The sequence below is a fragment of the Marinobacter sp. genome (assembly GCF_041687235.1).
Classification (GTDB): Bacteria; Pseudomonadota; Gammaproteobacteria; order Pseudomonadales; family Oleiphilaceae; genus Marinobacter.
Map to the genome: position 1 here is coordinate 75,452 of NZ_JAWLCH010000006.1, position 14,217 is coordinate 89,668.

Genomic DNA, 14,217 nt, shown 5'->3' on the forward strand with positions numbered 1-14,217 from the left:
GTCAATGCCATGAGACGCAGACACCGCAGGTTAAGTACATCGCCGGAACTGGACATAACCGCCTTTCTCAATCTCATGATTGTGCTGGTGCCTGTTCTTTTGCTGGGCATGGTGTTCAGTCAGGTCCGGATGATCGAGCTCAATTTCCCCGGAATGGACGCGGGGCAGGCGCCGGACCCCCAGGAGTTCCGTCTCGTGGTGACCCTGATTCCCCAGGGTATCGAGATTGCTGACAGCGATCGCGGGCTTATCCGGGTGCTTCCGGTGGATCAGGGAGGTCAGGATTTCGAGAGCCTTCGCCAGGTGCTGCGGCAAATCAAGAACCGGGTGCCTGAGAAAACCGATCTGGTACTGGAAGTTGGACCGGACATCGATTACCAGACGTTGGTGACAGCGATGGATATCGTTCGTTCCTATCCGGCGGTGGTCGCAGCCAGTGTGGTTGAAGGAGAGCTGTTTCCGGACGTTTCCCTGATGGATGCGCCTGAGGACAGACAGCTCGCTGCGAACGCCAGGGCTGAATCAGGGGAGGGCGTGTGAAGACTTCCCGTAAGGCAAAAAGAATTCGTCGACATTACGGCCGGATGCACAAGCCCGGAGGCCTGAACCTGGTGTCGTTGATGGATATTTTCACCATCCTGGTGTTCTTCCTGATGGTAAATTCCTCGGATGTCAAGGTCATGCAGAACACCGCGGATGTGCCACTGCCCAAGTCCACGGCTCAGCAGGAGGCCGTTGAGAATCTGACTGTCCGGGTGACGGGCAACGCCATTCTGGTCCAGGGCACTGAAGTGGCAAGGCTGGAGGGGATCGAGACCGGTGACACTTTTATCGCGGGTTTGTCGGAAGAACTTTCATGGCGGCGGAACCGCTGGTCCGAGATTCCCGAGGAAGGGCTCGAGGTGACCATCATGGCCGGTCGGGACACGGACTACCGATTGCTTCGCAAGGTCATGCAGACCTGTGTGGATGAACAATATCGACAGGTACGGCTTGCTGTGGAAGGGGAGGTCCGTAATGGCTGAGAACGGAGTATCCCCGGTGGCCGGTTCAGGGCTGCCATGGAGTCGTGACGCGGGCGAGCGCCGGAGGTTTGCCGGCATCCTGGTGGCGATGCTGGCACTGTTTCTGCCGCCGGCGTTTCTGATCCCAATGCTGGAGGTGCCGGAGATTGAGCGTAGTGAGGCCGAGAAGGTACCTCCCAGGCTTGCACGCCTGGTGGAAAAGCCGAAACCGGTGATGCCACCGGAGCCGGTCCAGCCAGAACCAGAGCCGGAACCCGAGCCCGAACCGAAAGTGCAGAAGGAGAAACCGGCGGAGCCGGAACCGGAAGTGGCCAGGGTTGACCCCGAGCCTGCCCCGGAACCTCAGACAGTTCCGGACCCAAAGCCACAACAAACGGCCGAACAGGCCCGGGAAAAAGCGTCCCGTTCTGGTCTGCTTGCCATGAGAGACAAGCTTGCCTCACTCCGGGCGCCCGAGCCGACCCAGGCCCGGGAGTTTGCAGTCAATACCCGGTCGGACTCGGTCGAACCGGTGAACTCGGCCGACGACTCCCGGCAGGTACTTGGCGGAAGTGGCGGGGTTGAAGATGTGGCCGCGCCGGAGACCAATGTGGATGTGGCCAAACACCAAGTGAAGAAAGTCGAAGCGCCCGTTGAGGAAACCCCGGAGGTGGCGTCCAGGCAGGATAAGGCGGCACCTTCTGTCGACGAGCGGGCCATGAGCAATATCCGGAAAGTATTTGATGCCCAGAAAACCGCGCTCTACTCCCTGTACCGCCGTGAGTTGAGGCAGGACCCGACGCTTGAGGGCAAGGTTTTGCTGGAACTGGTCATTGAGCCGGATGGCTCGGTTTCTGCCTGCGAGGTGGTCAGTTCAGAGCTGGAGCATCCGTCCCTGGAGCAGCGGATTGCCATGCGAGTGCGGTTGTTCAATTTCGGGGCCGACAACGTTGAGGCACGAAAAGTCCGGTTCCCGATTGATTTCCTGCCAGGCTGACGAAACGAATCGGGCAACTGGCTGAGGCTGCCCGATTCGACTGGCTCAGTTTTCGATCGTGATTTTCGGCAGTCTCGGTTTGTGCAAAGACACTTTTTCCGTTGGCGCGATGACCTTCGCTTCCCCGATAACCACTTGCTGATCGTTCTGGTTGCGTACGTTGCACTCAACCACCACTCGGCCTTTCGGTTCCTTTCGAAGGACTTTCAGTTTGACGGTGAGGGTGTCATCCAGTTTCACCGGGCGTTTGAAGGACAGGCTCTGTTCCAGATAGATGGTGCCGGGGCCAGGCATCACCGTTGCCAGCGCTGCCGAGATGAGTGAGCCGCTCCACATGCCGTGGGCAATCCGTTCCTTGAACATGGAGCCGGCGGCAAATTCAGAGTCCAGGTGTACCGGGTTTACATCACCGGATACGGCGGCGAACAGCACCAGTTCGTCCTCTGAGAGCGTCCGGGTAAAAGTGGCGGTATCGCCCTCGTTCAGCTCGTCATAGGTAATATTTTCTAGAGTATCAAGGGTATCGCTCATCGCGTGCTCCGCACATTTAACATTTGAGTACAGGTGTTCGGGTCAGAGTCTCGAAAACTACCTCATCGGTTACAAAACTGCTATTCTCTCCCCACTTTTTTGAGGCTGATACTTTTGTAGGGTTGATTTTCTGATCAACCTGACATCGGTAAATCATTACAATCAAAAGCGCCAAACAGGAGATGGTGATGGATTTTGAGCAGTTCTATCAGGATAAATACCCCGCCGGCGTGCCCCGCGAGGTGGACCTGAACAAGTACAAAAGCATGGTGGATGTGTTCGAGCAGTCGGTCAAAAAGTTTGCCGACCGTCCCGCATTCAGTGCTGTTGGCGCAACTCTCACTTACCGTGACCTCGACACCCAGAGCCGTAACTTTGCCGCCTGGCTGCAGAACAAGACCGATCTGAAGCCCGGTGATCGTATTGCGGTACAGATGCCCAACGTCAGCCAGTATCCGGTTGTTGTGTTTGGCGCCATGCGGGCTGGCCTGATTGTGGTGAACACCAACCCGCTGTATACCACGCGGGAAATGGAGCACCAGTTCAACGATTCCGGCGCCAAAGCCCTGGTGGTGCTGGCCAACATGGCGGAGAACGCCGAGAAGGTACTGCCCCATACCGGCATTGAGCATGTGATTGTTACTGAAATTGCGGACATGCACTCGCCGATCAAGCGCACGCTGATGAACGCAGTGGTCAAGCATGTCAAAAAGATGGTGCCGCCATTTAATCTGCCTCAGGCCCACAAACTGCCGGCGGTACTGAGCGCGGGCGCCCGTGAAACGTTTACCCCGGTTGAATGCAAGCAGGACGACATTGCTGTGCTCCAGTACACCGGCGGCACCACCGGGGTGGCCAAGGGCGCCATGCTGACCCACGGCAACCTGGTGGCCAACCTGCTTCAGACCCGCCCGATGATGGAAGATATGGTGATCGAGGGTCAGGAAGTGGTGATTGCGCCGCTGCCGCTGTACCACATTTATTCCTTCACACTGAACTGCGGCATCATGCTCGAAGCCGGCGCCCACAACGTGCTGATCCCGAATCCCCGGGATATTCCGGGCTTTGTGAAAGAGCTGAAAAACCACAAGTTCACTGCCTTTCTCGGCCTGAATACGCTGTTTGTTGCATTGTGCAACAACGAAGAGTTCCAGGATCTGGACTTCAGCGCCCTGAAACTGACCTCGTCCGGTGGTATGGCGCTGACCAGCGACACTGCCAAGATGTGGGAGCGCGTGACCGGTTGTGAGATCTGCGAAGGCTTTGGGATGACTGAAACCTCGCCGGTGGTGACGTTTAATCCCCACAGCGCCATTCAGATCGGCACCATCGGCCTGCCGATTCCGTCCACAGTTGTTAAAACCCTGGATGAAGAGGGCAATGAGACGCCCCTTGGCGAGCCTGGTGAGCTGTGCGTGAAGGGGCCGCAGGTGATGCGCGGTTACTGGCAGCGCCCGGAAGATACCCAGAAATCCTTCACCGACGACGGTTACCTGCGTACCGGCGACATCGCGTTGATCCAGGAAGACGGCTACATCCGCATCGTCGATCGCAAGAAGGACATGATCATCGTCTCGGGCTTCAACGTGTTCCCGAACGAAATTGAAGATGTGGTGAGCAGCCATCCGAAGGTGGTCGAGTGTGCCGCCGTTGGCGTGCCCGATGCCAAGAGCGGTGAGGCGGTCAAGGTTTTCCTGGTGCCGACGGCCGAAGGCGTGACCGAAAATGAGCTCAAGGAATTCTGTCGCGAGCGGCTTACCGCCTACAAGGTACCCAAGAAGTTTGAGTTCCGGGACGAACTGCCCAAGACCAACGTGGGCAAGATCCTGCGCCGGGAGCTGCGGGACGAGGCAAACAACAAGTAAGCCTGTCTGGCAGTTGAACAAGGAAAACCCTGCTTCGGCGGGGTTTTTCCGTTTTTAAGAAACCGACTTTCCCGATAGACTGTCGCCCAATCGAATCCGAGTGAGCGCTATTCCGGCAATTCAATGACAGACACCCGTTCCGATACTCCGAGCAAACCGACACCGAAGCCAGATGGCGAAGCGGCCGTCAAAGCCATGATGGAGCAGCTGGATGCCTGCAATCAGCAGGAAGCCGCCCGCATTGTTAAAACGGTTGCCCGTACCAAAGGAAAGCCGGGCCAGAAGGACCTGGAGAAGATGGCCAACTGGCTTGAGCGTGGGCTGGAGAAGGTTCAGCAGCGTCACGCCCTGCACAAGCCGGCCAGCTTCCCGGAGGGTTTGCCGGTTTCCGAGCGGGTGGACGATATCCGCGAGGCCATCGAAAACCACCAGGTGGTGATTATTGCCGGGGAAACCGGTTCCGGCAAAACCACGCAGATTCCGAAAATCTGCATGAACAGCGGCCGGGGTATCCGGGGCCTGATCGGACATACCCAGCCCCGTCGCATCGCGGCACGCAGTGTGGCGGCCCGCATTGCCGAGGAGATCGGTGAACAGACCGGCCAGCAGATCGGGTACCAGGTCCGTTTTACCGACAACACCTCCGAGCAATCCCGGGTCAAGGTGATGACCGACGGGATCCTGCTGGCTGAGGTTCAGCACGACCGGTTTCTGGATCGCTACGATACGATCATCATCGATGAAGCCCACGAGCGCAGTCTCAACATCGATTTCCTGCTCGGCTACCTGCGCCAGCTGCTGCCCAAGCGCCCTGATCTCAAAGTCATCATCACTTCGGCCACCATCGAAGTGGAGCGGTTCAGCGAGTTCTTTGACAAGGCACCGGTGATCGAGGTGAGTGGCCGGACCTATCCGGTGGATGTCCGTTACCGGCCGTTGACCGGCGATGAAGACGATCGCGATCAGGGTTGGACGGACGGTGTGCTGGGTGCCCTCGACGAAATCGAACAGCACGAGCGCAGGGAGAAGCAGCCTCCCGGGGATGTGCTGGTTTTCCTGCCCGGTGAGCGGGAGATCCGCAATCTGAGCAAGGTGTTGCGCCATGTGGACCTGCGGCACACCGAAGTGCTGCCGCTTTACTCCCGGTTGAGCAATGCCGAGCAGAATCGGGTGTTCCAGTCTCATAAGGGGCGGCGCATTGTGCTCTCCACAAACGTGGCGGAAACCTCGCTGACGGTGCCGGGTATCCGTTACGTGATCGATACCGGGGTCGCCAGGATCAGCCGCTACAGTGTGCGCTCGAAGATCCAGCGTTTGCCGGTGGAACCCATTTCCCAGGCCAGTGCCAACCAGAGGGCAGGGCGTTGTGGCCGGGTCGCGCCCGGCATCTGTTTCCGGTTGTACGATGAGACCGATTTCATCAACCGCCCGGAGTACACCGATCCGGAAATTCTGCGCACCAACCTGGCGTCCGTCATCCTCCAGATGGCCACCTCCGGTCTTGGCGAAATCCGGCAGTTTCCGTTTCTTGAAGCGCCGGACAAGCGCCAGGTCAATGACGGCTACAAACTCCTGGAAGAACTGGGGGCGGTGGATGACAAGCGCCGTGTCACCCGGCTTGGTCGGACCATGGCCCGGCTGCCCCTGGATCCGCGGCTGGCCAGGATGCTGGTAACCGCCGCTGAACTCGGCAGTCTGTCGGAAACCCTGGTCATCATTGCCGGGCTGAGTATTCAGGACCCCCGGGAGCGGCCCCAGGAAAAACAGCAGGCCGCGGATCAGGCCCACGCGCCCTTCAATGACAAGGAATCGGATTTCCTGACTCTACTGAACGTCTGGAACTTCTACGAAGAGCAGCGCCAGGAGCTGTCCCAGAATCAGCTCAAGAAGGTGTGCCAGAAGAGTTTCCTCAGCTGGATGCGAATGCGGGAATGGCGCGATATCCATCGCCAGCTGACCCTGATCTGCCGTGAGCAGAAGCTTACCATCAACAAGGATGCCGCCAGTTACGAAGCCCTGCACAAGGCCATATTGGCCGGTCTTCTGGGGCAGGTAGCGGTGAAAGTGGAAAAGAAAGAGTACCTGGCAACGCGGAGCCGGAAAGTGCTGATTTTCCCCGGGTCCAAAGTGGCGAAAACCGGCCCGAAGTGGATTGTTGCCACCGAAATTGTGGAAACCAGCCGGGTATTTGCCCGGGTGGTGGCCGCCATTCAGCCGGAATGGATCGAGCCCCTGGCCGGCCATATCGTCAAACACCACTATTTCGAGCCCCACTGGGAGCAGAAGCGGGCCCAGGTGATGGGCTACGAGAAAGTCACGCTCTACGGCCTGGACATTGTTGCCAAGCGTCGCATTCCCTACGCCAAGGTGGATCCGGCGGAATGTCGGAATCTGTTTACCCGGCGAGCGCTGGTGGAGGGGGATTACCGGTCAAAAGCGCCCTTTATCGCCCGAAACCGGGAGATGCTCGACACGGTTGAAAACCTTGAGAAGAAGACCAGGCGGCGGGACCTGTTGGTTGATGATGAAGTACTGGTGGCGTTCTACGATGAACGCCTGCCAGCGGACATCATCAGTGGCCGGCATTTCGAGACCTGGTGGAAGGGGCTCTCAGCGGAGCAGTTGAAGGCGCTGGAACTCACCGAAGCGGACATTCTCCAGCGCCCGGTGGATGCCCAGGCTGCGGATCTCTATCCCGACTATCTGGAGTGGGAAGGCGTCCGTTACCCTCTGAGCTATGAGTTCGAGCCGACCAGTGAGAAAGACGGTGTCACGCTTCAGGTTCCCCTGATGGCCCTCAAGCAGATTCCCGCCCGTCGCCTGGAATGGCTGGTGCCAGGCCTGCTGAGAGAGAAGTGCATTGCCCTCGTGAAATCCCTGCCCAAGGCGCTGCGCCGGAATTTCGTTCCCGTGCCCGATTTCGTTGACGCGGCGCTCGAGAATCTTCAACCGTCCAACGAGCCGTTGGCGCTTCAGTTGGGGGAGCAGCTAAGGCGCATGACCGGAGTGCGAATTGATCCGGAGGTCTGGTCCGAATCGGAACTGCCCCGGCATTTGCGGATGAACCTGCGCGTTATGGGTGATGGCGGTCGAACCATTGCCGAAAGCCGTGAAACCACAGACCTGCAGCACCAGCTTGAAGGTCGGGCTGAACAGGCGTTGGCGTCGGCAACAAGCGATGATTCGGCGAAGGAGCCGGTGGGCGAGTACCCTGACTGGCAGTTCGGAACACTGCCCGAGCAGGTCCGGACAGAAAAAGGCGGGATGCAGGTCACCGTGTATCCCGCGCTGGAAGACCTTGGCAAGAATGTGCGACAGCTGCGCTGCCTGGACCGGCTGACGGCGGAAGACACCACCCGGAAGGGTATTGCCCGGCTGATTCTCAACCGATTTGGCCGGACACTGGACGACCTGGAGCGAAAGCTGCCGTATTTCAAGCAGTCTGCCCTGATGTTTGCGCCGGTAGGGCAGTCCAGGGTGTTGCTCGATGATCTTCTGTTGGCGACCGCCATGCAGCACTTTCTTCCGGAGAGTGTCCCGAGAACGGAAGAGGAATTTGACCGTGTGTTCGACGCCCATCGGGGTGACTTTATTCCCGCCCTGGAGCAGGCAGACGAGCGGCTGCATCAGGCCATGTCCGGCTACCAGAAAGTGGCGAAACAATTAAAGGGCAAGATTAATCTTGCGCTCGCCAACAGCATGGCGGATCTCAAGTTTCAGCTTCAGAACCTGGTTTATCCGGGATTTCTGGTGGAAACGCCACCCGAGTGGCTGGCGGAATTCGGGCGCTATTTTGAGGCGGCCCTGATCCGGCTGGAAAAGATGCCCCGGGAAATGGGGCGGGAACGGGAGTTTCTGCATACCATCGAGCCGCTCTGGTCCCGGTACGCGGTCAAGCGGGACGAACAAAAGCGTCAGGGTGTCCGGGACCCTGAACTGGTGCTCTACCGGTGGATGCTGGAGGAGTTCCGGGTGTCGTTTTTTGCCCAACAACTGGGCACGGTGATGACGGTGTCTGAGAAACGGCTGGACCGGCAGTGGGAGAAAACCCGCGTCTGAAGGACTGTAGAGACCGCACCAATCCGGTGCTGCTGACTGATGGCTGGCGGGCAAAACACCGAGACTGTGTTAGTATTTCTGACAGTAGGTCATTCATGACATCCTGTTTTCACAATCATGACGTGGGGTTAGCGTGATTAAAGCCGTTATTAGCGGGACCGGTCTCTACACACCGCCAGCAACCATCGATAATGACGAACTGGTGGAAGCCTTTAACCAGTATGTTGAACTGTTCAATGCGGAGCACGCAGACGCCATCGCCCGAGGCGATGTGGCTCCGCTGCAGCCATCTTCTTCTTCGTTTATCGAGAAAGCCTCCGGCATCAAGCGCCGCCATGTGATCGACAAGGATGGCATTCTCGATCCTGAACGGATGAAACCCTATATCCCGGAACGCAGCAACGACGAGCCCTCGGTGCAATGCGACATGGCGGTTGCAGCCTGTCGTGAAGCCCTGCAACAGGCGGGCAAGACGGCACAGGATGTTGATGCCGTTATTGTCGCCTGCTCGAATTTGCAGCGGGCCTACCCGGCGGTATCCATCGAAGTCCAGGAAGCCCTCGGAATCGACGGGTTTGCCTACGATATGAACGTGGCCTGCAGCTCGGCGACGTTTGGGCTCCAGGCGGCCGTCAATTCCGTTGAGAATGGCAGCGCCCGTTCCGTTCTGGTAGTCAGCCCGGAAATCTGTTCCGGCCATCTGAACTTCCGGGACCGGGACAGCCACTTCATCTTCGGAGATGCCTGCACGGCCATCCTGGTTGAGCGGGAAGAAGACGCCCGGGAAGGCCAGGGGTTCGAGATTCTCGGCACCAGCCTGAAGACCAAATTCTCGAACAACATCCGGAACAATTTCGGCTTCCTGAACCGGGCTGACGAGTCTGGCATCGGAAAACCGGACAAACTATTTGTGCAGCAGGGTCGCAAGGTGTTCAAGGAAGTCTCCCCACTGGTTGCGGAGACCATCCAGAAACAACTCCAGAGCCTGTCGCTGGCCCCGGACGATCTCCGTCGCATGTGGCTGCACCAGGCCAACCTGAACATGAACCAGCTGATTGCCCGCAAGGTGCTGGGTCGCGATGCCACCGAGGAGGAGGCGCCGGTGATTCTGGATGAATACGCCAACACCAGTTCCGCCGGTTCGATTATCGCGTTCCACAAGCACAAGGATGATCTGGCAAGCGGTGATCTGGGGGTGATCTGTTCGTTTGGCGCGGGTTATTCCATCGGCAGCGTGGTTGTGCGCCGCCGATAGCCAACGCAGGGTTTACTTCGTTGCCAGTGCCCTGAGGGTGTCTGGCAGCGGAGCCGATGACCGGGTTGCCCGATCGAACCAGACGATTTTTGCATAGCCTTCCGCATAGACGGCGCCGGTTTCGACATCTGTCAGCAAATGATAGGTGTCGAGGCTGGTGTTGCCCGCTTTGTCAGCGTATGTTTTCACCTCAACCGTTGCCGGGTGGTTCAATTCCTTTAGAAAGGTGGCACTGGTCTTTATAATAACCGGGCCGGTCGGCTCCTCAGGACCGCCGAGCTCCAGTGAGGCCAGCCAGACAATGCGCGCTTCCTCGAAGAAACGGAAGTACACTGTGTTATTGGCGTGGCCGTAGGCATCCATGTCCCCCCACCGGAGTGGCATGGTGATTGTGCTTACAAGATTTCCCGGTACTGAAATCGGTTTCTCCGGAACAACGGTTAAATAATAAAAAAATAGCGCCGGTATTCTCGACGAATTGAAACGAATTAAACAACCCAAGAGCAGACGATGAGACAACTTTTTATCCGGCGCCGGCTTTTACCACTGGTCATGATGCTTTCCCTGGCTGCGTTTGTGCCTGCGGGCCAGGTCGTCGCGCAGAACGTGCAGGAACCCGCTCCGGAGGGCTCCGTCCCGGTTGATACCAAGGATCCCTGGGAAAACTGGAATCGCAAGGTCTACACCTTTAACGAGACCATCGATCGCTGGTTCCTGAAACCGGTGGCCCAGGCCTATCGGACCTTTACCCCACAAATTGTTGACCGTGGCATTACCAACTTTTTCAACAATCTGACCGAACTCCGTAATTTCACCAACAGCGTGTTGCAGTTGAAAGGGGAGTCCGCCGTCGTTGCCGTGGGGCGTTTCACCTATAACACGACGTTCGGTCTGGGCGGCCTTATCGACGTGGCGACCGCTTTCGACCTGCCGGAACGGCCGGAAGATTTTGGTCAGACTCTGGGGTACTGGGGCGCAGAGTCCGGCCCCTATCTCATGCTGCCTTTCCTCGGCCCCTCCACACCCAGGCATTTTACCGGGTTCGTCACTGACGGCTTTGCACTGCCTTCAGCCTGGGATGAAGTAGACAGTCCGGAAGTCTATTACGCCCGGGCACTGCAGGTTGTCGATAAAAGAGCGGACCTGATTCCGGCCGAAGCTTTTATATCCGGGGACAGCTATGTGTTTGTCCGCAACGCTTTCCTGCAACGTCGGGAATTTCTGATCAATGACGGAAAGGTGGTCGACGACCCGTTTGCCAGTGGTGAAGATGAAGATCTGATGCTGGATGATTTCTGAGTGTCACCCGGTTTGATAGGAGGTCAGCGGTGCTCAAGGATCCAAGAATAACCAAATTCCGGAAGATGCTGGCCGAGGCGCCGAACTACGAAGTGTGGAAGGCGGCGGCCCTGGAACTGGATTTTCTGGAGGGCAATGCCGAGTGGAAAGAGGACTTCGCCTCCGATCTCTATCACTACGAATTGATTTATGACCGTCTGAGCAATCTCAAGCAGTATCGCCAGCAAAATGATGTTGAGCGTCTCAAGCGCGCACTGCGGGAAGGGCTGCATCATGATCTGGGCAATATGGGAAATCCGGCGCTTTATACCCGGTCGCGGGTGGGCACCAAGCACCTGATTGAGGAATACATCACCCAGGTGTGCGAAGCGTTGGATTTTCTTTGCGATCAGCCGGTACCGGGTTTTCCCGTAGCCGACAAGCTCCAGTTCTTCCGGGACACCCTGACAAGTTATGGCCGGCCGACATTACTGCTCAGTGGCGGTGCGACCCTCGGCATGTTCCATTTCGGGGTGATCAAGGCCCTGTGGGAAAAAGGGCTGCTGCCCCAGGTGATCGCTGGTTCCAGCATCGGGGCTATTATTGCGGGTATTCTGGGTGTGCACACGGACGCTGAGATCCCGGAAATGCTGGTGCCGGAAAACCACAATCTGAAAGCCTGGAAGTGGCGTGGCCTGCTCAGTGCCGTTCGCGGAGACGGTCTCATGGACCAGGAAGAATTACGCAACTGCCTGCGCGGCAATATCGGCGAATATACCTTTGAAGAGGCCTATCAGCGCACAGGCCGCTCGATCAACGTGAGTGTGTCTCCGGTACAGGCCCACCAGAAAGCGCGCCTGCTGTGCGGGTACACCTCGCCCTACCTGATGGTCTGGAGTGCTGTTCTTGCCAGTGCCGCGGTACCCGGTATCTTTCCGCCTGTTACCCTGATGAAGAAAGACATTCAGGGCAACACGTTGCCGTACATGCCGCGGCTCAAGTTTGTGGACGGCTCGGTTGTGAGTGATCTGCCCATTGAGCGCCTGATGCACCTGTACGATGTGAACTTCACCATCGTGAGTCAGACCAACCCCCATGTCGTGCCGTTCCTGAACCAGAGGGGCCGGGATGAAAAGCTCTCCCTTGGCAACCTGCCCATGCATTTGCTGAAATCGGAGATTCAGTTCCACGGCCAGGGTGTGTTCGATTACCTGCGAAAGCGGGTCAGGCCGGAACTATTGCGGCAAATGTCAGGTCAGTTGTACACCATTATGGCCCAGCGTTACTCCGGAGACGTGACCATCGCTCCCACATACTCATTCAAAGACTATCGCAGGATGCTGGCCAATCCTGATCCCGCCTACGTACGCCAGATGATTCTGGCCGGCGAGCGGGCTACCTGGCCCAAGGTCTCCATGATCCGTTCCCACGCCCGTATCTCGAAGACCCTGGAGCGGTGTGTGCGACGGCTGAAGCAACAGAACCGTCGCACCGCCGAGCTCAGGCTGATCAGCAACGCGGATTCCGGTACGTCCTGATATGTATTATGACTTTTTCGGCTTTCGCGAACCGCCGTTTTCCATTGCCCCTGACCCCCGTTATCTGTATCTCAGTGACCGCCACAAGGAAGCATTGGCGCACCTTATGTACGGTGTCCAGGGGCAGGGCGGCTTCATTGTTATTACCGGAGAGGTGGGAACCGGTAAAACGACCGTGTCCCGCTGCTTTATCGAAAATGCACCGGACAATGTCGACATTGCGCTGATCCTGAATCCAAGGCTCTCTGCCCGGGAATTGCTATCGTCCATTTGCGACGAACTGGAAATACCCCACGAGATCAGCGCAACCATCAAGGAACTGGTGGACCTGATCAATCAGGATCTGCTCAGCGCCCATGCGGCCGGGCGCCATAAGGTTCTGATGATCGACGAGGCCCAGAATCTGTCCGCCGAGGTACTGGAGCAGCTGCGGCTCCTCACGAACCTGGAGACCGCCGAGAAAAAACTGCTTCAGATTGTTCTCCTCGGTCAGCCGGAGTTGCAGGAAATGCTCGCGCTCCCGGAGCTGCGCCAACTGAACCAGCGGGTGACCGCGCGCTACCATCTCGATGCCATCGGCCGGGACGAGCTGCCGGCTTACCTTCGCTACCGGCTCAGCGTTGCCGGCATGCGGGGCGATATTTTCACCCAGCGGGCGGTGAGCCGACTCTACCGGGAAAGCCAGGGCATTCCCCGCCTGATCAATCTGATCAGCGACCGGGCACTGCTGGGGGCTTACGCAGAGGGAGAGCATGACATTACCGCAGACCATGTTCGCCATGCAGCCAGGGAGGTACGGGGTCAATCCCTGGGACCGGCACCCTCCAGGTCGGGCCAGGCGCCGGACAAGTCACAGTATCTGGTCGTTGCAGCCTCGGTGCTGGTTGCCATAATCGGAACCGCCTGGCTGTTCGATCGCTGGTTGCCCGATGGTGCTGCGCTCGCTGAGTCTTCTTCGGTCGAACCCGTTCAGGGAGCGATAGAGCGGGTTGAGGCACTGCAAATTGATCAGGCTGCCGTTGAGCAAGACCTCCTGCCCGCTGAACCGGAGCCGCGCAAAGAGCTGGACGTTCCGGCCCAGCTTCTGGATTCGGTCCAGGCCTTTCAGTTGCTGTTCGGGATCTGGGGGCGGGATTATCAACCTTCGGACGCCCCGGTGGCCTGCGACTGGGCCAGGGAAAACGGCCTGGGGTGCCTGAATCGCCAGGGCAGCCGCCGAAGCCTGGAGTTTCTCGATCGCCCGGCCATGCTGCAGCTTCAGGATGAGTCCGGAAACCAGGGGTTTGTTGTCCTGCGCCAGCTGGAAGGCGATTCAGCGCAGATTGCTCTGCCAACCGGTAATCAGACAGTGTCCTTCGCCAGCATCGAGCGCCACTGGTTCGGTGAATACCGGGTATTGTGGCGGTTGCCGGAATATCTCACGGGCGATGGTTTTTACAGCAATGGTGGCGGCGAGCAACTCTGGATTGGTGCCCGAATGATGGATCTGGCGGACCAGTACGGTGGGTCCCGGGCAGAGAGTGACCGAATAAAACGTATGGACGCCCAAGAACAGGTTCGGTGGTATCAGTCTTTGCGAGGGCTCACTGTCGATGGTATTGCCGGTGCAATGACGGTCATCCAGATCAACAACGATCTGGAAGCTTCCATCCCTCGCCTGAAACCCCGGCAGCCGGAAGGTCGAGAGTAA

Annotated in this window: 11 protein-coding genes; 9 read left to right on the plus strand and 2 right to left on the minus strand. The window is 58.1% G+C overall.

What is annotated here, in order from left to right:
- Window positions 1-9 precede the first annotated feature (9 nt).
- From ACESMK_RS10335 to ACESMK_RS10345, 3 genes are read left to right on the plus strand one after another with little or no spacing between them, the layout of a single operon-like run.
- Entirely contained in the window at window positions 10-540 is a 531-nt protein-coding gene (locus tag ACESMK_RS10335; protein WP_372997925.1) for an ExbD/TolR family protein, read from the plus strand.
- Complete coding sequence (locus tag ACESMK_RS10340; RefSeq protein WP_372997927.1) at window positions 537-1,025, plus strand: ExbD/TolR family protein; 489 nt, start codon at window positions 537-539, stop codon at window positions 1,023-1,025. Before ACESMK_RS10335 ends, ACESMK_RS10340 begins: the two co-directional genes overlap by 4 nt.
- Complete coding sequence (locus ACESMK_RS10345) at window positions 1,018-2,001, plus strand: AgmX/PglI C-terminal domain-containing protein (protein WP_372997929.1); 984 nt, start codon at window positions 1,018-1,020, stop codon at window positions 1,999-2,001. The genes ACESMK_RS10340 and ACESMK_RS10345 overlap by 8 nt, the downstream gene beginning before the upstream one ends.
- Before the next feature lie 45 nt (window positions 2,002-2,046).
- Here the strand turns inward: ACESMK_RS10345 and ACESMK_RS10350 are convergent, their stop codons facing one another.
- Entirely contained in the window at window positions 2,047-2,532 is a 486-nt protein-coding gene (locus ACESMK_RS10350) for a MaoC/PaaZ C-terminal domain-containing protein (protein WP_372997931.1), read from the minus strand.
- A 188-nt stretch (window positions 2,533-2,720) separates the two neighbouring features.
- On the opposite strand from ACESMK_RS10350, the gene ACESMK_RS10355 reads away from it, so the two are divergent.
- The 3 genes from ACESMK_RS10355 (at window position 2,721) to ACESMK_RS10365 (ending at window position 9,711) form a co-directional block, all read left to right on the plus strand.
- Window positions 2,721-4,397 (plus strand): long-chain fatty acid--CoA ligase, encoded by a 1,677-nt coding sequence (locus ACESMK_RS10355; protein ID WP_372997933.1) that lies wholly within the window; start codon window positions 2,721-2,723, stop codon window positions 4,395-4,397.
- A 123-nt stretch (window positions 4,398-4,520) separates the two neighbouring features.
- Entirely contained in the window at window positions 4,521-8,456 is a 3,936-nt protein-coding gene (gene hrpA / locus ACESMK_RS10360; RefSeq protein ID WP_372997935.1) for an ATP-dependent RNA helicase HrpA, read from the plus strand.
- Window positions 8,457-8,589: 133 nt separating this feature from the next.
- Window positions 8,590-9,711 carry a beta-ketoacyl-ACP synthase III gene (locus ACESMK_RS10365; protein WP_372997937.1) on the plus strand — a complete coding sequence of 374 codons (1,122 nt, stop codon included), beginning with the start codon at window positions 8,590-8,592 and terminating at the stop codon, window positions 9,709-9,711.
- 12 nt (window positions 9,712-9,723) lie between these two features.
- Here ACESMK_RS10365 and ACESMK_RS10370 read toward each other — a convergent pair whose 3' ends face one another.
- The gene (locus ACESMK_RS10370) at window positions 9,724-10,131 is read right to left on the minus strand and encodes an acyl-CoA thioesterase (protein ID WP_372998285.1); all 408 of its coding nucleotides are present in this window, start codon (window positions 10,129-10,131) and stop codon (window positions 9,724-9,726) included.
- A gap of 90 nt (window positions 10,132-10,221) precedes the next feature.
- On the opposite strand from ACESMK_RS10370, the gene ACESMK_RS10375 reads away from it, so the two are divergent.
- The 3 genes from ACESMK_RS10375 to ACESMK_RS10385 are packed head-to-tail and all read left to right on the plus strand — an operon-like array spanning window position 10,222 to window position 14,217.
- Window positions 10,222-11,010 carry a VacJ family lipoprotein gene (locus ACESMK_RS10375; RefSeq protein WP_372997939.1) on the plus strand — a complete coding sequence of 263 codons (789 nt, stop codon included), beginning with the start codon at window positions 10,222-10,224 and terminating at the stop codon, window positions 11,008-11,010.
- A 29-nt stretch (window positions 11,011-11,039) separates the two neighbouring features.
- The gene (locus ACESMK_RS10380; RefSeq protein WP_372997941.1) at window positions 11,040-12,527 is read left to right on the plus strand and encodes a DUF3336 domain-containing protein; all 1,488 of its coding nucleotides are present in this window, start codon (window positions 11,040-11,042) and stop codon (window positions 12,525-12,527) included.
- Between the two features lies 1 nt (window position 12,528).
- Window positions 12,529-14,217: an ExeA family protein gene (locus ACESMK_RS10385; RefSeq protein WP_372997943.1), complete on the plus strand. Its 1,689-nt coding sequence runs from the start codon at window positions 12,529-12,531 to the stop codon at window positions 14,215-14,217.

Bases quoted from the DNA above. Each gene is read 5' to 3' on its own strand.
- ACESMK_RS10335 (WP_372997925.1), top strand. From the start codon at position 10: ATGAGACGCAGACACCGCAGGTTAAGTACATCGCCGGAACTGGACATA.
- ACESMK_RS10345 (WP_372997929.1), top strand. From the start codon at position 1,018: ATGGCTGAGAACGGAGTATCCCCGGTGGCCGGTTCAGGGCTGCCATGG.
- ACESMK_RS10350 (WP_372997931.1), bottom strand. From the start codon at position 2,532: ATGAGCGATACCCTTGATACTCTAGAAAATATTACCTATGACGAGCTG.
- ACESMK_RS10355 (WP_372997933.1), top strand. From the start codon at position 2,721: ATGGATTTTGAGCAGTTCTATCAGGATAAATACCCCGCCGGCGTGCCC.
- hrpA (WP_372997935.1), top strand. From the start codon at position 4,521: ATGACAGACACCCGTTCCGATACTCCGAGCAAACCGACACCGAAGCCA.
- ACESMK_RS10375 (WP_372997939.1), top strand. From the start codon at position 10,222: ATGAGACAACTTTTTATCCGGCGCCGGCTTTTACCACTGGTCATGATG.
- ACESMK_RS10385 (WP_372997943.1), top strand. From the start codon at position 12,529: ATGTATTATGACTTTTTCGGCTTTCGCGAACCGCCGTTTTCCATTGCC.